This is a genomic window from Paenibacillus mesophilus (genome assembly GCF_005938385.1).
Lineage (GTDB): Bacteria > Bacillota > Bacilli > Paenibacillales > NBRC-103111 > Paenibacillus_AB > Paenibacillus_AB mesophilus.
Genome location: NZ_VCRA01000012.1, coordinates 180390 through 200415, shown reverse-complemented (window position 1 = coordinate 200415; position 20026 = coordinate 180390). Strand labels below are relative to the sequence as shown.

Here is a 20026-nt window from a genome sequence, read left to right as displayed (position 1 = left end):
CAATGAATCATGTATATTGCCGACAGGGTGACAGAAACACCGTAACTGATCATTTGTCACAAGAAATGGGTATTTATCATATCGTGTAGAAGAGTTTACCACCTATGGCAAAGGAGCAACAATAACGTGAACAGATCCTTGTATTACGGCTATTCTCAGGCTTATGCCCCTATTCCCAATCAACCCTATTACCGAAACGAGCCCGAGCAGCCGAGAGATAGTGGCGCATTACCTAAAAATGTTATGTATATTACAAGTGTAGAACCGAAAATGATCGAGCATCTGACGATGCACAAAGGACAAAAGGTCTGCATTGTAACAACCGCCGGCAAGCTCGAAGGCATGCTAGAAGATGTATTCATCGATCATGTAACACTGGAGTCCCATGGAAAAAAGCTTCACATTCGGCTGGGCGAAATCGTGTATTTCGAGAAAGCCGAATCAAAAAAATAAGAAGCCGGGCCGGATTCCATGTCCGGCTCTTTTTTGTTCATTATTATCAAATGATTCCTTAAGCCACCCTTACTGTAAAGTTTCTGTAAGATCCGCTTAGTAAGATGATTACGATTTTATCCAATTATAAGGAGGTTTTCCCATGGCCGTACAAGATTTGACGAAGCTGGTCGCGCATGCGCTGAAGGACGACCAGTTCCGCCAACAGTTAATCGCAAATCCGGAAGAAGCTATCCAATCGGCAGGATTCCAGTTGTCGGAAGAGGAACTCGAGGCCGTCAAGAACGTCGACCTCGGACTCAGCGAAGAAGAGCTTGAAGAGCGGGTGAGCAAAATGTGGGGTGCTCCGAGCACTATCGGCTCGGCAATCATGCCCAATAACATGATGGACAGTGCGGGACTAAAGACCGTCTCCGCTTTCCGTTAATCGTTTGCGGTACTGACGGACCTCCATTATCGGAGGTCTTTCTATATAGGCTGTGAGCGAGTCGAAGACAGACGTCTTTCGGCTATTTTGTTGTCTTCTTGGCATACGCTGCTTACCGGTCAAACTTATAGCCTACCCCCCACACCGTATGAATCCATTTCTGCCCCGAATCCTTCTCCAGCTTGTCCCTCAGCTTGCTGATATGAACCATGACCGTCGTAAAGGTGGGAGAATACGGCTCGTTCCACACGTGCTCGTAGATGAGCTCGGCGCTGAATACGCGTCCGGGCTGGCTCGCCAGCATGTAGAGGATGCCGAATTCGATCGAGGTGAGATGGATCGGCTTGCCGTCCATCGTTACGCTGTGGGTCGCCTTATCGATCTCGAGAGAGTCGAACGACATAACGTTCGCGCTGCGCGCTTTATTCGCTCTTACATTCAGCCCGTAGGCGCGGCGTATGAGAGAACGCACCCGGGCGAGCAGCTCCAGCGGATTGAACGGCTTCGCCATGTAGTCGTCCGCACCGCTCATCAGACCCATAATTTTATCCATATCTTCGGTTTTCGCGCTAAGCATCAAAATCGGAACGGTCTGATCCGCCCGAATTTGCCGGCATACCTCCAACCCGTCCAGACCGGGCATCATAATGTCCAGAATGACGAGCCGCGGATCTTTGCGCTTCAGCAGATCGAGCGCTTCCCGGCCGTTGCAGGCTTTAATGACCTCGTAGCCTTCGTTGAGCAAATAAATCTCTATCAGATTGGCTATCGCCTGATCGTCGTCGACAATAAGAATCGTTTCGTTCACTCCGCTTGCCTTCCTTTCCGCTCAATGCCCCCCTGCTATCATAATCCATAAATATTGCCAGCGGCAACCGCACTTCGATTCGGCTTGCCTGCCGGACGCGCAAGCGGGTAATTTTTTATTTTAACGGAAATTTATATGGATTCCGGGCAACAATTGAATTATAGTAAGAGTTCGAACCGTTTTTTGAATTCCTTTTAATTCCAAGAGGTGAATGTATGGACCGCAATCAAACGAAAATCAACTGGGTCGTGGCCGGCCTGCTCCTCGGCATGTTCGTCGGGGCGCTCGACCAGACGATCGTCTCCACGGCAATGCCTACGGTCATTACGGAGCTCGGCGGCTTCGAGCATTACGTGTGGGTGTTCTCCGCCTACATGATCGCTACCGTCGTGGCCACGCCCATATTCGGCAAGCTATCCGACATTTATGGCCGGAAATTGTTTTTTCAGCTCGGGCTTGTTCTGTTCCTGATCGGTTCGGTGCTTTGCGGCATCGCCGGCAGCATGACGGAGCTGATCGTTTACCGGGCGATTCAGGGGATCGGCGGCGGCGCTTTGATGCCGATCGCTTTCGCCGTCATCTTCGATATTTTCCCGCCGGAGAAGCGCGGCAAGATGAACGGCTTGTTCGGTGCCGTCTTCGGGCTGTCCAGCGTGTTCGGCCCTGCACTGGGCGCTTACATTACCGACTATATCGATTGGCGCTGGGTGTTCTACATCAATTTGCCTATCGGCCTGGTCGCCATTGCGCTCATGCATTTCGGCTATCGCGAGAAAGCCGCCCACCGCAAGCAGAAGATCGATTGGGCCGGCGCCACTACGCTCGTCACCGCCATACTCAGCTTCATGTTCGCAATCGAGCTCGCCGGCTCGGACACGTACGCTTGGGGATCGTGGCAAATTATCGGCCTGTTCGCCCTATTCGTCGTCTGTTTCGCGCTGTTCCTTGCGGCCGAACGCAAGACGGCCGATCCGATCGTCGAACTGAAGCTGTTCAAAAACCGGCTGTTCACGGCCAGTCAGGCAATCGGCTTTCTGTACGGCATTATTATGGTGTCCGGAGCGACGTATATTCCGCTATTCATTCAGGGCGTCTACGGCGAATCCGCGAGCGCGGCCGGCCAGACGCTGACCCCGATGATGCTTGCGGTTGTCGCGAGTAGCGTGCTCGGCGGTCCGATGGTCAACAAAATGTCGTATCGGAACATTATGCTGATCTCGACGATCATTTTGGCCGGAGCGATGGCGCTGCTCGGGACGATGACCGTGGACACGCCCCGCTGGACCGTTACGCTCTACATGGTGCTCGTCGGACTCGGCATCGGCGTCAACTTCGTCGTGCTGAACATTTCCGTGCTGCACGGATTGCCCGGACAATATAAAGGGGCGGCCATCTCGCTCATTACGTTCTTCCGGACGATCGGCTCGGCGCTCGGCGTCACCGTGCTCGGGGTACTGCAGAAGGTCGACTATAAGTCGCGGATCGAGTCGGTGTTCCCAGACCCGGCGCAAGCCGCACAATTTTCCGATCCGAAGGCGCTGCTCATTCCGCAAGTACGAAACACGCTGCCGCCGGAAGTCGTTCAAAGCGCCACAAAGGCTTTGGCCGGTTCGATTTCGTATTTATTCCTGGCGTCCATCCTGATCATCGCCGTCGGCCTCGTCTTCGTCTTGATGCTCGGCAAGGCGAGAATGGAGCTTCCGTCCAAAACCGCTAAGGAAAACGGAAACCTGGAGCCGGGCCCTGTGGGTCATATGTAACGTAATAATAATGACAGCCTGTGCGAGAGCGAGATGCTCACTCACAGGCTGTTTTTTTGCTAAGAGTTGGCATACGCTGTTATTTTCTTCTATAGGGCATTAAACGCTTAACGCATACGAAAAGGGCATCCGAAGATGCCCCTTTCGTCATTGTTACGATAACTTTCCCCTACTCCACCAGCTCGAGTATTTGCGCAAAATCCGTAATGATCATATCCGCGCCTTCCAGCTCGCTGTCCTTGCCGAATTGGGCGTACTTGCAGCCTACGACGGGCAGGCCGTTGCCTTTGCCCGCCTCGACGTCGGACGAGCGGTCGCCGACCATCCACGCCGACTTGATCCCGTGATGCTCGAGCAGCAGCTTGACCAGATCGACTTTGGAGCGGGTTTGGTATTCTCCCGCACTGTACAGTCCGGTAAACAGCTCACCCAACCCTTTCAGCCCGATAACATCCTTTACATATTGTTCGAGCCCATTGCTCGCCACAAACAATTTGACCCCTTTTGCATGAAGCGCCCGCAGCGTTTGTTGCACCCCGGGGTAAAACGTTCCGTCCCCCCGCTTCAACCCTTCCACCTGATGATGCAGCAGCAGCTCGTCCGCACGGCGGCGTACTTGTTCATCGGCATCCGGGAGCACCCTTGCCCAAATGTGCTCGAGCAGCATGCCGAGACTGCTCAGGATGAGCTCCTTCGGCGGCGTTCCTTTGGTGTAGCTTCCTTCCCGGTTCATTTGCTCGAACGCAGCGTCGTAGGCGGGAAGCAGCAGCGTTTCCGTCTGGAACAACGTTCCGTCGAGATCGAACAGCATCGCTTCCGGACAAGCTCGTTTCATGGTTGACAGTCTCCTTTTGCAATCGTCTATTTAAGGAAATAATAACTATCAAAGCATGATCGGGGCGTTATGTCAATGCAGTCGTACCCGATTGCCGGGCGGGTGCCGGTCTTTCCGCGGCCGTATCGTTCCCTACTAGCAAAGAAAATCATTTTCATGTAGAATAAAAATATACAAAAATTATTTTCGTCGGCAAAAGAGGTGAGGAGCCGCCGTCATGTCCGATTTATTGAGATCGATCCGCGAGCAAATGCCGAACTTGAACCCGAAGGAGCAGGCGCTTGCCGCTTTTATAGCCGATCATCCGCAGCTCGTCGTGCGCCTCGGCATAACGGAGCTGGCCGACCAATCCCAGACGAGCGCCGCGACCGTGTCCCGGTTCTGCAAAAACTTTCACGCCGGGGGCTTCTCGGGCTTGAAAATGCAGCTGGCTACCGAGCTCGCCCTGCAGCCGACGGCCGAGTCGTACCAGGACATCGTCGCCGGCAACACGCTGGAAAGCATAGTCGCCGCCATGGAAGCGAACCATATCCGCTCCATATCCGATACATCCCGCCTGCTCGATCCGAAGCAGCTCGAGCAAGCTCTCGGCGCGCTTCGCGGCGCCGGTCAAATTGATATTTACGGAGTGGCCACCTCCGGTGTAGTGGCGCAGGACTTCTACCAGAAGCTGATCCGGATCGGCAAGAAAGCGACCGCCTTCTCCGACCCGCATATGCAGATTACTTCGGCCTCGGGCCTAAGTGAAGGAGATACCGCCTTCGCCATCTCCTATTCGGGCGAAACGCCGGAAACGATCGATGCGCTGCGGTGCGCCAAGGAGCGCGGAGCGACGACCGTGTCGCTGACCAAGTTCGGACCGAACACGCTTTCCGCCCTCGCGGACATCCCGCTGTACACTTCGTCGCTCGAGGAGGGCATGCGCCGCGGCGATATGGCGTCGCGGATCGCGCAGCTGCACGTCATCGACATTTTGTTTACCGGCCTTATCAGCGAATCGTTCGACGACTACGTGCCGAAGCTGGAGCTTTCCTACCAGATGGTCAAAAAATACCGCAAAGAAAAAGGGAGATAGTCATGAACATTTTAACATTCCGCTCCAATGAAGAATTGAACGAAGCGGGCGCCGGCATCATTACCGGGCTCGTACAGACGAATCCGAGAGCCGTGCTCGGCTTGGCCACGGGAGGAACCCCGGTCGGCATTTACGAAGAAATCGTCAAAACGTACCGCAAAGGAATGGTCAGCTTCAAATCGGTTACGACGTTCAATCTGGACGAGTATGTCGGCATTCCGGAAGATCACCCGGAGAGCTATCACGCTTACATGAAGCACCATCTGTTCGGGCATGTCGACTTGTCACCCGAGCGTACGCACATTCCGAACGGCAACGCCGCCGATTTGGAGCAGGAGTGCGCCAAATACAATCAGCATCTGGAAGACGCCAAGCAAATCGACCTGCAGCTGCTCGGCCTCGGCCATAACGGCCATATCGGCTTCAACGAGCCGGACCACGCGCTCGTCAGCGGCACGCACATCGTCAAGCTGAAGGACGAAACGCGCGAAGCGAACGCCCGCTTCTTCGATTCGATCGACGAAGTGCCGACGCATGCGCTCACGATGGGCGTAGGCACGATCTTGAAAGCCAAAATGATTCTGCTCGTCGTGCGCGGCGCGGACAAAGCGGAAATCGTGCATAAGGCTCTTACCGGTCCGATCACGACCGAATGCCCGGCATCCCTGCTGCAAACCCATCCACACGTCGTCGTCTTGCTGGACACCGCATCCGGGAGGCTCTTAAACGCATGAACGGAAAAGTAATCATAACGAATGCAAACATCGTAACCGAAAACGAAGTGATCGAAGGCGGCTTCATCGTTCTTGCCGGTGGAAAAATCGAGTCGATCGGCCGTACAGCGTCCGAAATCGAGGCGACAAGTGCGGAGACGATCGACGCCAAAGGCGGCTGGGTGTTGCCCGGCTTCGTCGATGTGCACGTGCATGGCGGATACGGGGCCGACTTCATGGATGCGAGCCGGGAATCGCTCGATACGATTACGAAGTTCCACGCCGGACACGGAACCACGTCGATCGTGGCAACGACGCTGACCGGACCGAAGGATCATTTGGCGAAAGTATTGGACGTCGTGGACGATTACCGTGCGGGCGCCATGCCATACGCGCAAGTGGTCGGCGTCCATCTGGAAGGGCCTTTCATCAACGTAAAATATAAAGGCGCGCAAAACCCGGCCTACATCGTGCCTCCGCAAAAAGAATGGCTCGAGGAATGGGTTGCGAAGCATCCCGGCCTGATCCTTCAGCTGTCGCTCGCCCCCGAGACGGAAGGCGCTCTCGAGCTCATATCCTGGCTCCGCCAAAACGGCATCAATGCCGCCGCGGCCCATACGGACGCTACCTATGATCAGGTGATCGCCGCCGCCGATGCGGGACTCAACCAAGCGGTGCATACGTTCAATGCGATGACCGGACTGCATCACCGCAATCCCGGCACCGTGGGCGCCGTCATGAGCGACGACCGCATCCGCGCGGAAATTATTGCGGACGGCCATCATGTGCATCCGGCCTGCATCCGTCTGTTGACGAAGACGAAGACGGAAGACAATCTGATCATGATTACCGACGCCATGTCGGCCGCAGGCTTGGAAGACGGCATCTATGATTTGGGCGGCTTGGCGGTCAACGTGAGCGGCGGCGTCGCCACGCTGAAGGAAGGCAACAGCTTGGCCGGCAGCACGCTGACGATGATCGGCGCGCTCCGCTACGTCACGGACAAGGTCGGCGTAACCGTACCGCAAGCCAGCCGCTATATGAGCGGCAACCCGGCCCGCCAGCTCGGCATTTTCGAGAGGACGGGCAGTCTCGAAGCCGGCAAGCAGGCCGATGTTTTGCTTGTCAGCCCCGACCTTGCGCTGCAGCGCATCTGGGTGCTCGGCAACGAAATCGAGCCGTTCCGGGGATAATCCACCCGGAAGAGCCTGTAAGGACCGAAGCCATAACGGCTCTCGGTCCTTCTTTTCTTTTACTATTCCCCGCCAGATATGAAAATAACAGGATCGGCGAAAAGAAAAGACGACCGGATGGATGATTCCATTCGGCCGCCTTTCTATGTTGTCACTATGGTCGACTACATCTACATTACTTGCCCCACAACGTTTTGATGCCTTTGTAAATAAGCGTGCCCGAGAACAGGATCATAGAAAGAACGCCTACGCCGTCAATGATTTGTTCAACGCCGGACAAGAACGTGCCGCTTAAGGGCAATTCCGTAAGCACATATCCGCCCAGAATGCCTCCGACGTAAGAAAGGAGCTGTTTGTCCATGGATCTCCACCTCCCGTCCGTTAGATACTGCCAGTGTATGCAGGTTCGTCGTCGGATGCTTGGACATAAAGACCCATCATATCGCCCTCTCATTCCCAAATCTCGCAACTAAAAGAAAGAGACCGCCACGAAGAATCGCATACGGGCAGTCCCTGTCGTTTCTTCTATTATCCCGCCGCTCCGGGGACAGCGTCTCCGGATAAACCGAGCACCGCACCCTGCCGGGTGAGCGCCTCCTGCACCTGGCGGACATCGAGCTCGCGCGGCTTCACTTGCCCGGTCGCGCACAGCGCCGCAGCCGTACCGGCCGCTTGCCCGATCGCCATCGCGATCGGCTGCACCCGGATCGCCGAATGCGCTTCATGCGTGGCCGAGATCGGACGGCCGCCGATGAGCAAGTTCTCGATTTTCTTCGGCACGAGCGCCCGGAACGGGATGTCGTACCATTCCCCTTGCGGCAAATGCTTCAATATCGTGCCCTCGCCGTCCGGGTTGTGAATATCGACCGGGTAAGAGCCCCGGGCGATGACGTCTTCGAAGCGGCACGAGGCGAGCAGTTCTTCCGCGGTCAGTCTGTATTCGCCGACGACCCGGCGGGATTCCCGCACCCCGATCTGGGGAGCGGTCGTCTGCAAATATGCCTCCTCGAAGCCCGCCACCTCGGCCTTCAGGAAGGCGACAAGCTGCTGCACCTGGCGCCGCCCTTCGATCTCCGCTTCCGTCAGCTCCCACGGATTCGTCGCGTCCTTGCGGACGACCCGGGTCGTATTGAAATGGATGACGCCGGGCTGGTTCGCGTAAAACCACAGCACGTCCTCGCGCGGGCATTGGATGTCGCCCCGCCGCTTCGCTTCCTTGTACAGCTCGGTAATCGCCGCCCGCGACGGCAGACGGTCCACGTCGACGTTCGCCATCCGGAAGTTAAGCGTCATCGGCTGGCTCAGGCTGTCGACCTCACGCCCCTTCTCGACTTCGGCCCCGGCGAGTGCGGCCAGGTCGGCATCGCCGGTCGCATCGACGTATAGATTCGCCTTCATCTCGACGAGTCCGGCTTTGTTGGCGAACTTGACCGCAGCGATCCGCGTCCCCGACTCCTCCATGACCGCTTCGCCGAGGAAGGAGTGGTACAGCAGCTTGACGCCCGCCTCCCGGCACAGCTGCTCCGCCGCAACCTTCAACGCTTCCGGGTCGAACGCGGTTCGCTGCTTCGGATGGCCATACATCCCCATCTCGGTCATCCGGTCGATCAGCTCCTGCAGCACGCCGAATATGAGCTGTACGTTGCTGCCGCCGGAGGCCCAATAAGACATCCACGGATTCACCATCATCGCCGTTCCCGCACCGCCCAGAAAACCGTACCGCTCGACCAGAAGCGTATCCGCCCCGAGCCTTGCCGCCGCTACTGCAGCCGCGATGCCGCTCGGACCGCCGCCGGCCACAAGGACGTCATAAGTTTGCTTGCCCATTCGATCTCCTCCCGATATAGCTTCGCCCGGTTACTTCACGAAGCCTTGCTCTTTGATTTGTTTCGCACCCTCGTCGACATACGTTTTGTATTTGAACGTCGTTTCCAACGTCTTGAGGAAATCGCCGTATTCGCCGATCGGACGTTTGCCCGTCACGAACTTGATCATTTCTTCTTCCGCGAACCGGTCGGCGTCCGCTTTGTTGAAGCCGGTCGGCGGAATGACCGAGCTGTCGAAGGAAGAGATACGCGGAGTTTTGATCGCGAACTCGGTAGCGGCGGCCTGGTTCGGGAATTTGATCGCCAAATATTCTTTGTTCGGACGGCCGGTAATTTGATACAGGTTGAAGTAGTTGCCTTCCTTCGCCATCAGCTCGGTCGGCTCGAGCTTGCCGTTCTTCATGTTGTAGTGCTTGTTCTCGAGCCCGTACATGACGAGCGTGTTGCCTTCCTTGCCGGACACGTAGTTGATCAGGTCGAACACCTTTTGCAGCTTCGCCTTATCTTTCTCGAGCGCCTTCGGAATGACCCAGTAGCGGGACGGACGATCGTAGTCGTAGGAGCCGTCATATTGGCCGCCCGGTCCTTTCACCGGGTTCATCTGCACCCAATCCGCCTTCGGATTGATCGCCTTGTACTGCGCGACGAATTCGTCCTTGGCGATATCGGTCCAGCCTTTGAAGATGAGGCCGGCTTTGCCCTGAAACGCCTTCTGCACTTCGACGTTGCCTTTGTTCGTCATAATCTCGGGATCGACTACGCCCGCATCGAACAGCGATTTGATATATTTGAGCGCTTCCGGCATGGCGGGATCGTAATAAGCATTCATCACCTTGCCGTCCTTCTGGTAGAACGTGCCGGGAAGGCCGACGCCGTACGAGCCGAAAATCGTGGCGAAGCCGTCAAGCTTGGCGCCCGTAATGCCGTACGTGTCCTTCTTGCCGTTGCCGTCCGGATCTTGTTCGGTGAACGCTTTCGCGACCGCCATAAATTCGTCCAGATTGGTCGGCACCTTCAAGCTAAGCTTATCCAGCCAATCTTTGCGCACCCACATCGAGGAGAACGGAACGTCGCCGGTACGCGGAACCGCATACATTTTGCCGTTCACGGTCACCTTCTTCAATATATTCGGCGACTGTCCGACTACAAAGTCTTTCGCGCCTTTCAATTCCTTATCCATGTACGGCGTCAGATCGAGCAGCAGCCCCTTGTCGGCGAATTCCTTCACATCGGAGAAATCGACCGAGAATAGATCAGGAAAGTTACCCCCGGACAGGCGAACCCGGATCTGGCTCTTGTAATCGTCGCCTGATGCGATTGCGGTCAGCTGAAGATCGACGTTCAGCTTCTTGTCGATCGTCTTCTTGATATCGTCGGCATCCGGTGCGGGCAGTCCGGACGCGGCCATCGCCATCTGCAGCTTGACCGGCGCCCCTCCCGAGGCGGCATCGCCCTTCCCGCTTCCGTTCGATGCGTTGTCCGAACCGCAGCCGGACAAAACCGAGCCGGCCAACAGCACAGTCGTCATTCCAAGCGGAACCCAAAGCTTTCTTCCGTTCATACCGTTCCCCTTCTTTCTCATGGTATCAACCTTTAATCGAGCCGAGCAGCATGCCTTTCGTAAAATGCTTCTGCAAAAACGGATAAATGACAAGCACCGGCAAGCTGGCAAAAACGACGGCGGCCATCTGCATCGTGACGGTCGGAACCTGGTCCTCCGCGTTCTCGAGGGGTTGCTGTGTCAGCATCAATATTTCGCGGACGACAACCTGCAGCGGAAACAGCGAGCGGTCGGTCACATACATGATCGCGCTGAAGAAGGAGTTCCAATGGCCTACCGCGTAGAACAGTCCGACCGTAATCATGACGGGCAGCGACAGCGGTACGACGAGCCGGAACAGGATGAGGAATTCTTTGGCTCCGTCGATTCGCGCCGATTCGAACAGCTCTTCGGGCAGCTGCTCGAAGAAGCTTTTCATAATCAGCACGTTGAAGCTCGAGACGGCGGTCGGCAAAATGAGCGCCCATAAGCTGTCGATCAGCCCCGTCGCCTTGACGACCAGGTACGTCGGTATGATGCCGCCGCTGAACAGCAGCGTGAATACGACCATCAGCAGGAAGAAGCGTCTTCCCGGCAGCTGCTTGCGGCTGAGCGGGTATGCGATCAGCGACGTCAGGATCAGGTTGATCGTCGTCCCGACTACGGTAATGTATACGGTGACGAGCAGCGAGCGCGGAATCGTGGACGTGCCGATCAGCTTCTTGTAGGCATTGAACGTCAGCTCTTTCGGGATGAGCACGTAGCCGCCGTGCTTGAGCACTTCCGCGAAAGGGGTCAGCGAAACCGAGAACACATACAGGAGAGGAACGACCGCCGCCAGGCCGACAAGCGCCAGCAGCGCGTAGCTCGAACCGACAAACCATTTGTCCCCGGCGTTTCTCACCATATGCTCTCCCCCCATCGCTTCGCCAACGTATTGGAAATGTAGACTAGGACTAGTCCTATCATCGATTTGAACAAGCCGACCGCGGAAGCGAGACTATAGTTCCATTGCTGGAGCCCGGTCCGGAACACCCAAGTATCGAGAATATCGGCGACCGGATACACGTGAACGTTGTACAAAATGTAAATTTGCTCGAAGCCCGCATCCAGCATATGGCCGAGCCGCAGGATCAGGAGCAGGACGATCACGTGGCGGATGCCCGGCAGCGTAATATGCCACACCATGCTGAGCCGGCTAGCGCCGTCGACCTTCCCCGCTTCGTAGAGCGTCGGATCGATGCCCGCTATCGCGGCCAAGTAGATGATTGCCCCCCACCCGAGGTTTTGCCATATTTCCGAACCGACCAGGACGCTGCGGAACCATTCGGTCGAGGTGAGAAACGGCACCGCCTTGAAGCCGGAATCGACAAGCCAGCGGTTGACGATACCCGAATCCTGCGACAGGAACATGAGCAGGATGCCGTATATGATGACCCAGGACAAAAAATGCGGCATGTAGCTCAGCGTCTGGATCAGCGACCGGAACCAGCGTACTTTGCACTCGTTCAGCAGGATCGCCAGAAGGATCGGCGGCACCATGCCGAAAATGAGCTTGTATACGCTGATAAGGAATGTGTTGGTCAACAGCTGGGCAAAGTACGGCGACTCGTAAAACTGCTGAAAATATTTGAACCACGGATCGGCCCAAGGGCTGCCGAGAATGCCTTCCATCATGTCGTAATCTTTGAACGCGATCACGACCCCGTACATCGGCACGTATTTGTACACCAAGTAATACAGGACGCCGGGCAGCAGCATCAAATAAAATTCTTTGTACGCCCAAAACGCTCTTAACCGCCTCTGCAGCCGTACGCGAGCTGCCGGCGAAACGGACCGTTCCGCATCCAAGGATTGTGGCTGCACTTGTTCTCACATCCTCTCCTCCGAGTTTGTAACCGCTTACTGAATTCGGCCGTACTACAACGATACCACCCCGGAGCTGTCCATATAAGGAACATATTTGGTGATGTGATAGAACAAATTTTTGTTCTCGGGAGGGGGCGGCTTCTACCGCCCGCCGGTCCGGTATTCGTTCGGCGTCCGTCCCGTCCACCTCTTGAAAATTTTGATGAAATAGTTTGTATTGGGGAAGCCGACTCTCTCGCCCACCTCGCCGATCGCAAGCTCCGTCTGCTCGAGCAGTCCTTTGGCCTGATTGATCCTCACCTGCTGGACGTAATGGATGAGCGTAACGCCGGTCTTCTTCTTGAACAACCCGCTGAAGTACGCTTCATCCATCGCGACCAGCGCGGCGACCGACTTCAGCGTCACATCCTCGTGCGAATGCCGGTGAATATGGCCGAGCGCTTTGTCGATCTCGGGATGGCCGGTAATCGGGTGCGCATGGGAAGCCCATCGCTCGGCATACCGGTCGGCGTTGGACAGAAGCAGCCGGGCAAGCCCCTCATGGGATGTGCATGCGGCCAGCTCCTCGTCGGCCGTGCCGTTTAGGCCGGTAATACGCGACAGGATCCGGTCGATCCGGATCGCCGTCTCCTTCACGACCGCCATCGGCGTACGGCGTTTCGCGATAACGTTCCAGCCGTCGCGCAGCCGGTCGCGGAATTCGTCCAGTCTTCGCTGCTCGAAGCTGTGTATCCATTCCCTCTCGGTTCTCCATGTCAACGAATCGGGCTCGCCGGCATATGGTTCGGCCGTGCCGCCGATCGGAATAACGCCGGATCGGCCTTCGTACCAGGCAAGGTCCAAAGCCCGCAGCACTCGGCTCCAAACGGAGCGCATTTCCCGGCTGTCTACAACACCGGAGAACGACGCCGGCCATGGCGGCGATCCGTCCGCCTTATTCCACGCCCGGTCGTCTGCCGGATTCCAGACGAATACGGTCGTTTGTCCGAAATAAGTGAAGCAGTGCATCACGGTCCCGCTGCCCGGAGTCGCCGGAACGAAATGCTGGATATCGTCAACGGCAAACCGGTCCGGGCCGTGCAGAAACGATCCGATCCAAACGGTCGCAAACCCCTCGTCTGGCCCTGCGGCATCGAAGCCGCCCGCTTCCCCTCCCCCGGGCGCGCCGCCGAATATGGATTGCCACGTATCGCGGTACAGGCGCTGGAACGGCGGCGATACCCGTTGCGATCTCGCCTGCATGTTCCGCGTCAGCTCCTTCTTCACTTTGGACAACGCTTCCGCGAGCGATTGCACGTTCATCGACAGCTTGAGCAAATAGCCGGAAGCTCCGAGCTCCAGAGCTTGGCGGGCATACTCGAATTCGTTCATGCAGGTCAGGACGACGAATGCGGATTCCACCCCTTCGGCCCGCGCCTGCTTCATCAGCTCGATCCCGTCCATGACCGGCATCATAATATCCGCTATGACAAGGTCCGGCTGTCGGTTCCGCATCATCTCGAGCGCTTCCCGGCCGTCGCCGGCCTCCCCCGAAATCGTGAAGCCCATATCTTCCCAGCGGATCAACTGCTTGAGCGAACGCCGAACGAATGCTTCATCCTCCACGAGCAGCACTTTCCACATCGCTATCCCCTCCATCGGAATATGGCGCCGCGACGAGCAGCGGAAATAAGAGGCGGACCCGCGTTCCTTCGGCAAGCGGATGAATTTCCAAAGCCGCTTCCTGCTTGAACAGAAGCTCCAGCCGTTCCTTGACGTTTCTCAGTCCGATGCTTTTCCTTTTGCGTGCCGCACTCTGAGATGCCGCCGGGTTCCATCCGACGCCGTTGTCCTCCACCTCCAGGCAGCAGCGTCCGCCTTCGGCATACGCCCTGATCCAGATCGCGCCTTCGCGTTCTTTTTGCGACAAGCCGTGAAAAATCGCGTTTTCCACAAGCGGCTGCAGACTGAGCTTCGGAACGAGCGCATAGTCGAGATGTTCGTCGCACTCCCAGCGGATCTCGAACTTCTGATCGTAGCGGAACGACTGAATCGACACGTACGCCTCCGTAAGCTCTCTCTCCTCCTGCAGATGGATCAGATCGGTCTCCTCGTTCAAGCTTGTTTCCAGCAGCTTGCCGAGCGATACGCATAGCGCGGCCGTCTGCTCGTCCCCTTTGCCGAGAACGTTCCATTTCACCACATTTAGCGTGTTGAGCAGAAAATGGGGATTCATCTGGGACAGCAGCATCTGGAAGCGGACCGCTTCCTTCTGCCGTTCCTCGGCCTTCAGCCGGCGAAGCAGCGCGTGCAGATCGCTGACCATCTGATTAAACGCCTTCGCCAAGGCGAGCACCTCGCCTTTGTACGATCCGGTCGACAGGTGGATCATCAACTGCTTATCCGCAACCTCGGACATTTTTTTCTGCAGCAGCCTGAGCGGCCGGGTCAGCGTAGACAAGATCAAGAAGGTGATGATGACGAACAGGAGCGTGAACGCAAGAAACGTCGTAAACACGCGCTGCTTCACCTCCGCGATATCTCCGAAAAACAGATGGAGCGGAAAACGGCTCGCAAGCGTCCAGCCCATTGCCGGAATCGGCATCGAATTGTACAAGTAGGAGCCTTCGATCCGGTGCGAGCTTTCCGCGTAGCCCGCTTCGCCGCGGCTCTCCGATAGAAGCGCCGGTTCCGTCGGAGAGCCGGTCCCGCCGAGTATCCCGCCGGCATCGTCCAGCAAATAAAAATCTTGCGTGATCGGAAAGCTTCTCGCCATGGACGAAAGCCATGCCTGGAAATCGATGCTGATGCGGATCAATCCGATTGGTTCCCCGCCGCCGCCGCGGAAGGAGGAGTATAGCGTAAGCAGACGGGGGCTTTTGCTGACCTCCGGCTGCAGATCGGACTCCTCCTTCGGCGTCCACAGGTACGATAGTTTGCCGGCCTTCAGCTCCGCGAGCTCCGGCTTGGCCAACTGAAGCTCGTAGCTGAGCGGTTTGTTCGGGGCATACGACGTATAGGCCATCCCGTTCCGATCCATGATGGAGTAATAGACGAAAGGAGACGGGAGCGTATTGCTCCGGATCCCGTTCCACAAGTCTTCCATCCGTTTGTGCCGCTCCTCAGCTCCGAGAGACGTATTTCCGATCAGAAGATCGGCGACGGCCGGATCTTTTTCCAGCCGGAGGGCGATCCGAAACGCGGTGATGCGCATATCTTCGAACGCGAGCTTCAGCTGCTCGAGCTGATCCGTGTTTTGGCGGATGATTTGCTGGGTGAAGGAAGTTTCGATCCGGGAGACGCTCTGGAAATGAAGAAACGAATAAGGCAGCAGAATAAGCAGCAGAAATACGAGAAACAGCCGGTTTTTTAGCGAGGAGAAAGCAAAGAAGCCGATTGTGTCTTTCATGAAGCGCACCTCCGTCGTCTTCAAGGCGTCGTTTGTGAAAGCGTAACCAAAAGTAGTTCCCATTATAAGCCGCCTGGAAAGAAAAAAATACCGGAATTTATTGAAAAATTGCAATATTTTTTCGAAGCGATCCGCCGATTGTTAAATGATCCTGTTTTAAACTGGTATAAATATGACCCAAAGCCAATAAATAATGTCGCACATTTTGGCCGCGCTTCAGGTAAAGTTATTACAAGCAATCTTATATATCGATACAGAAAGGTTGGGGGCGAATGGCTGCAAAAAAATGGTTGACCTCCGCATTGCTGCTCGCGGCGAGCGCAAGCTTGGCCGCATGCGGATCGGGGGACGGCGCCGGCAAAAAAGAAGAGGGGAAAGCCGCAGACGCACCGAAGGAGCCGGTTACGCTCACGTTCTACGATCCGAGCGCGAAGCAAGATCCGGCCATCTTCATGGAGCAGTTCGGCAACGCGATTCAGAAAAAATATCCGCACATTACGATCAAGTATGTCTCCTCGCCGGATACGAATCCGGAAGCCCATATCGCCGGCATGATCGCCGCCGGAGAGCCGATCGACGTCATGCTGAATGCGGACATCAATCATTATCGGCTTATTACGCCGTTCAAGTTCGAAACCGACCTGACCGGAATGATCAAGAGCCGCGGCTTCGATATGTCCCGCCTGGACCCTGGCAGCGTTAAAGCGGTGCAGGTGCTTTCCAAAGGGGCCATCTATGCGCTGCCGTACAAAAAATCGGTCATGGGCTTGCTATACAACAAAGATTTGTTCGACAAATTCGGCAGACCGTATCCGAAGGACGGCATGACATGGGATGAAGTGTACGATCTGGCCAAAGTGATGACCCGCTCCGAAGGGGGCACGCAGTACAGAGGCTTCATTACGCAGTTTTACAATTCGGCATGGCTGAACCAGCTGTCGCTCGGCTTCGTCGATCCGAAGACCGACAAGTCTTTGTATAATACCGACGAGCGCTGGGGGCGTTTGGTCCGAAACTTGACCCGCTTCTATGAAATTCCCGGCAACGAGTCGAAAGAGGGCAGCTTCGGCGGAGTCAGCAATTTGTTCCTGAAAGACAAAATAGCGGCCATGTACGCCTACATTCCGCCTACAACGCCGCAGGACGTCAATTGGGACGTCGTCACGTACCCGGAATTCAGCGATCGCCGCGGCGTAGGTCCGCAATCGCTGCTGACGCTCGCCTATGTGACGAGCACGAGCAAGCATAAGGAAGCCGCATTCGACGCGATCGCCCACCTGACCAGCGACGAGGTGCAGCTCAGCATGTCGAAGCAGGCGCTCGCATTCCCCGTGACGAACACCCAGTCGGTCAAAGACGCTTACGGCCAAGATACGCCGTTCCTGCAAGGGAAAAACGTCCGCGCCCTGCTGAAAAGCAAGCCGGCCGACCCGTTCGAGGCTTCGCCTTACCACCGTACGGCCGGGGTCGTTCTGGAAAGAACGATGTACCAGCTGACGAAGGGCAGTACGGACATCAATACAGCCCTGAGAACGATGGCCGAGGAAGCCGATAAAGAAATCGAGAAAGCCAAAGCCGCAGCCGGCAAATAACCGACCGCGCGCAAGAGGCGATGAAAGCCGCAGACCGTGAGCAGGATCACGATTTGCGGCTTCTCCTATTTGATCTTCATTAACCGGTATTCGCTGGCGGACTTGCCTTTAAGCTCCCGGAATACGCGGGAGAACGTCCGCGAGTTGTCGAACCCGACATCGAACGCGATCTCGTGGATCGACATATCCGTATTGAGCAGCATGCTGGATGCGCGCTCGATCCGCAGCATGTGCAAGTACTCGACGAACCCCATGCCGACATGCATTTTAAAAAAACGGCTCATATACGGCGCGCTCATATAAAAACGGTCGGACAGCTCCTTCAAATTCAGCTTCTCGTGAAAGTGGGTATGCACGTATTGCAGAAGCGGCCACAACAGCCGGGATTTATCTTCGGCCGCAGGGGACGAAGAACGGCCTTCGGCGCGGACCGCCAATCCTTTGCGGATGAACAGCAGCAGCGCTTCGTTCAGCTTCGCCCGGATCAGCTGCGGTCTTCCCGGATTGTCGGCATCCTCGTATTCCTGCAGCAAATGCTCGAATACGCCTTGAATCCGCTCGATCTCGCACTCTCCGAATTCGACGGACGACGGAATCTGCTTGCCGACTCCGTACAGCATGCTGGAATACCAGCGATCCTCCAACAGCTCGGACAGCAGCTGAATATCGAACATGCAGCAATATTTGCGCAGCTTCCGTTCGGGATCGGTTTTTATAATATGCATCTGATATGGGAGGACGAACGAGACGGAGCCCGGTACGAGACGATGGCTGAGCCCGTTGATCGTCTCGCTCCCGCATCCCTCGAAGAAGAACGACAATTCCGCGTAATTGTGATGATGCAAGTAAGTATGCCGCGAAAGCCTGACATCGATATAAAACCGCTGCGTGCCCACCAAGTAAGGCGGTGCCGCACTGCCAACGAAATCTTCGTAAATGGGCATTTTCCGCTCGGCCATCGTTTGTCCTCCATTCATCTGAAATCGCTTACACAACGCGTCCGCCTGACAACATACAAGGTCAAGCAGCCTACCTTATCTTCTTCGATACCGGGAGCGGATTGTCCTGCTTGACAGGGCGACAAGTTTGCAGATAAGAGCTTCGATCGTATGCTTCCGAATCGCTTAATTAGCGGAACTGTATTCCTCTATCGACCGTAAAAATGCGTATGCCGCCAAATTAACGGAACTATATTCCGTAAATCAACTCTTTTGCCGTCAGCGAATCCATTATTGAATGGTTTAACGTATTACAGTTCCGTTATAAATAAGAAATTCGGTGAAATATCCGATTTAGCGGAACACAATTCCGCTATGTAAGAAAGGACCAGCCGCGGTATCGCACCGCCTGCTGGTCCTCCCGATCTTACCTGCCCCGTTATGGGCTCGCCGCTTCGTGCAGCTCCAAATCGTCAATCCAGGCGTAGCCGTTGGCGGTCTGGCTCATCGACCCGTAAATGCCGATCGCGACCGCGTTCGAAGCCGCTGTAAAGGACAGCTCGACCAATAAACCTCCGACACGTACTGCAACGGGGGTCTCGCCTCTATTTTGCTCCGTTCAAATGAGCAGCTCGAGCCACTGCTCCTTCGTAATCCGGCCGAAATAATAGGTCAAATCGACGTCCTCCAGCCGCTCGCGCAATGCCCCTTCGTCGTACTTGACGCCAACCAGCTTGTCCGCAAGCTCACCAGCCTCGCCGACTCCGAAGAAATCGCCGTATATGGCGGCTCCGGCTATTTTGCCGCCCTCGACGTTCAGCCGGACGTCGAACGTGCCGACGCCCTCCAGCCGCTTCGTCTTCCGCACGTTGAACGACGGCGACTTGCCGTAGTTCCAATCCCAGCTCCGGTACCGCTCGTCGGCCAGCTTGCGCACGGCTGCCCAGTCGGCTTCGGACAGCTTGTACTCGGGTACGACCGCTCCGCCGAATATCGACTCCAGCAGCTTCCGTCTGAAGTCGGCTACCGAGATCGGCTCCGCCAAAAACTCGGAAATGTTCGCCACCCGGCTGCGGATCGACTTCACGCCCTTCGACTGGATCTTCTCCAAATTGACGTTAAGCGCCGATACGACGTTGTCGATCTCCGAGTCGAACATGAGCGTGCCATGGCTGAACATGCGGCCCTTCGTGGAATATTGCGCGTTGCCGGATATTTTCCGCTCGCCTACTTGAATGTCGTTGCGCCCGGTCAGCTCCGCCTCGACGCCGAGCTTGCGCAGCGCCTGAACGACCGGCTCCGTAAACTTGCGGTAGTTGTGGAACGATTTGCCGTCGTCGTTCGTAATGAAGCTGAAATTGAGGTTGCCGAGATCGTGGTATACCGCGCCTCCGCCGGACAGCCGGCGAACGACGTGAATGCCGTTCTCCTTCACGTAGGCGGCGTTGATCTCTTCCACCGTATTCTGGTTTTTCCCGATGATGATCGACGGCTCGTTTATATAGAACAGCAAATAGTCCTCATCGGATGGAAATGTTTTGAGCGCGTATTCCTCCAACGCCAGATTGAGCGTCGGATCCGTAATGCCGCGATTGTCGATGAACAGCAT

Annotated in this window: 19 protein-coding genes; 7 read left to right on the top strand and 12 right to left on the bottom strand. The window is 56.1% G+C overall.

Going from position 1 to position 20026, the window contains the following annotated elements:
* The first annotated feature begins 126 nt into the window (after positions 1-126).
* Together FE783_RS21785 and FE783_RS21780 are read left to right on the top strand one after the other, a co-directional pair.
* Positions 127-453, top strand: coding sequence for a DUF2642 domain-containing protein (locus FE783_RS21785; protein ID WP_138881502.1), 327 nt, complete (start codon positions 127-129; stop codon positions 451-453).
* A 142-nt stretch (positions 454-595) separates the two neighbouring features.
* Positions 596-880: a Franean1_4349 family RiPP gene (locus FE783_RS21780; RefSeq protein WP_138881501.1), complete on the top strand. Its 285-nt coding sequence runs from the start codon at positions 596-598 to the stop codon at positions 878-880.
* Positions 881-992: 112 nt separating this feature from the next.
* Here the strand turns inward: FE783_RS21780 and FE783_RS21775 are convergent, their stop codons facing one another.
* Entirely contained in the window at positions 993-1688 is a 696-nt protein-coding gene (locus FE783_RS21775; RefSeq protein ID WP_138881500.1) for a response regulator transcription factor, read from the bottom strand.
* Between the two features lie 215 nt (positions 1689-1903).
* Here FE783_RS21775 and FE783_RS21770 point away from each other — a divergent pair, with 215 nt between their 5' ends.
* A complete protein-coding gene (locus FE783_RS21770) occupies positions 1904-3448 on the top strand; it encodes an MDR family MFS transporter (protein ID WP_138881499.1) in 1545 nt (514 codons plus the stop codon).
* Between the two features lie 169 nt (positions 3449-3617).
* Here FE783_RS21770 and FE783_RS21765 read toward each other — a convergent pair whose 3' ends face one another.
* On the bottom strand, positions 3618-4283 hold the full coding sequence (locus tag FE783_RS21765; protein WP_138881498.1) for an HAD family hydrolase: 666 nt from the start codon (positions 4281-4283) through the stop codon (positions 3618-3620).
* A gap of 217 nt (positions 4284-4500) precedes the next feature.
* Between FE783_RS21765 and FE783_RS21760 the strand changes: the two genes are divergently transcribed.
* From FE783_RS21760 to nagA, 3 genes are read left to right on the top strand one after another with little or no spacing between them, the layout of a single operon-like run.
* Entirely contained in the window at positions 4501-5358 is an 858-nt protein-coding gene (locus FE783_RS21760) for a MurR/RpiR family transcriptional regulator (RefSeq protein WP_138881497.1), read from the top strand.
* Between the two features lie 2 nt (positions 5359-5360).
* A complete protein-coding gene (gene nagB, locus FE783_RS21755) occupies positions 5361-6092 on the top strand; it encodes a glucosamine-6-phosphate deaminase (RefSeq protein WP_138881496.1) in 732 nt (243 codons plus the stop codon).
* Positions 6089-7264, top strand: coding sequence for an N-acetylglucosamine-6-phosphate deacetylase (gene nagA, locus FE783_RS21750; protein WP_138881495.1), 1176 nt, complete (start codon positions 6089-6091; stop codon positions 7262-7264). Before nagB ends, nagA begins: the two co-directional genes overlap by 4 nt.
* A gap of 175 nt (positions 7265-7439) precedes the next feature.
* Here the strand turns inward: nagA and FE783_RS21745 are convergent, their stop codons facing one another.
* From FE783_RS21745 to FE783_RS21715, 7 genes are all read right to left on the bottom strand, one after another.
* Positions 7440-7625, bottom strand: a complete 186-nt coding sequence (locus FE783_RS21745; protein WP_138881494.1) for a hypothetical protein — start codon at positions 7623-7625, stop codon at positions 7440-7442.
* Between the two features lie 167 nt (positions 7626-7792).
* Positions 7793-9091 carry an FAD-dependent oxidoreductase gene (locus FE783_RS21740; protein ID WP_138881493.1) on the bottom strand — a complete coding sequence of 433 codons (1299 nt, stop codon included), beginning with the start codon at positions 9089-9091 and terminating at the stop codon, positions 7793-7795.
* A gap of 30 nt (positions 9092-9121) precedes the next feature.
* Positions 9122-10651: an extracellular solute-binding protein gene (locus FE783_RS21735; protein ID WP_202916232.1), complete on the bottom strand. Its 1530-nt coding sequence runs from the start codon at positions 10649-10651 to the stop codon at positions 9122-9124.
* A gap of 25 nt (positions 10652-10676) precedes the next feature.
* Entirely contained in the window at positions 10677-11537 is an 861-nt protein-coding gene (locus tag FE783_RS21730) for a carbohydrate ABC transporter permease (protein ID WP_138881492.1), read from the bottom strand.
* Positions 11531-12391, bottom strand: a complete 861-nt coding sequence (locus FE783_RS21725; RefSeq protein ID WP_138881540.1) for an ABC transporter permease — start codon at positions 12389-12391, stop codon at positions 11531-11533. Before FE783_RS21725 ends, FE783_RS21730 begins: the two co-directional genes overlap by 7 nt.
* A 249-nt stretch (positions 12392-12640) precedes the next feature.
* Complete coding sequence (locus tag FE783_RS37655) at positions 12641-14122, bottom strand: response regulator (protein WP_158301964.1); 1482 nt, start codon at positions 14120-14122, stop codon at positions 12641-12643.
* Positions 14094-15950: a cache domain-containing sensor histidine kinase gene (locus FE783_RS21715; RefSeq protein WP_138881491.1), complete on the bottom strand. Its 1857-nt coding sequence runs from the start codon at positions 15948-15950 to the stop codon at positions 14094-14096. Before FE783_RS21715 ends, FE783_RS37655 begins: the two co-directional genes overlap by 29 nt.
* A gap of 209 nt (positions 15951-16159) precedes the next feature.
* Between FE783_RS21715 and FE783_RS21710 the strand changes: the two genes are divergently transcribed.
* Positions 16160-17479 carry an ABC transporter substrate-binding protein gene (locus tag FE783_RS21710; protein ID WP_138881490.1) on the top strand — a complete coding sequence of 440 codons (1320 nt, stop codon included), beginning with the start codon at positions 16160-16162 and terminating at the stop codon, positions 17477-17479.
* A gap of 65 nt (positions 17480-17544) precedes the next feature.
* Here FE783_RS21710 and FE783_RS21705 read toward each other — a convergent pair whose 3' ends face one another.
* The 3 genes from FE783_RS21705 to FE783_RS21700 all read right to left on the bottom strand — a co-directional run bounded on the left by FE783_RS21705 (position 17545) and on the right by FE783_RS21700 (position 20026).
* Positions 17545-18438, bottom strand: coding sequence for a helix-turn-helix transcriptional regulator (locus tag FE783_RS21705; protein WP_158301963.1), 894 nt, complete (start codon positions 18436-18438; stop codon positions 17545-17547).
* Between the two features lie 418 nt (positions 18439-18856).
* A complete protein-coding gene (locus FE783_RS38690; protein ID WP_274381455.1) occupies positions 18857-18985 on the bottom strand; it encodes a hypothetical protein in 129 nt (42 codons plus the stop codon).
* A gap of 51 nt (positions 18986-19036) precedes the next feature.
* The gene (locus tag FE783_RS21700) at positions 19037-20026 is read right to left on the bottom strand and encodes a lipoate--protein ligase (RefSeq protein ID WP_138881488.1); all 990 of its coding nucleotides are present in this window, start codon (positions 20024-20026) and stop codon (positions 19037-19039) included.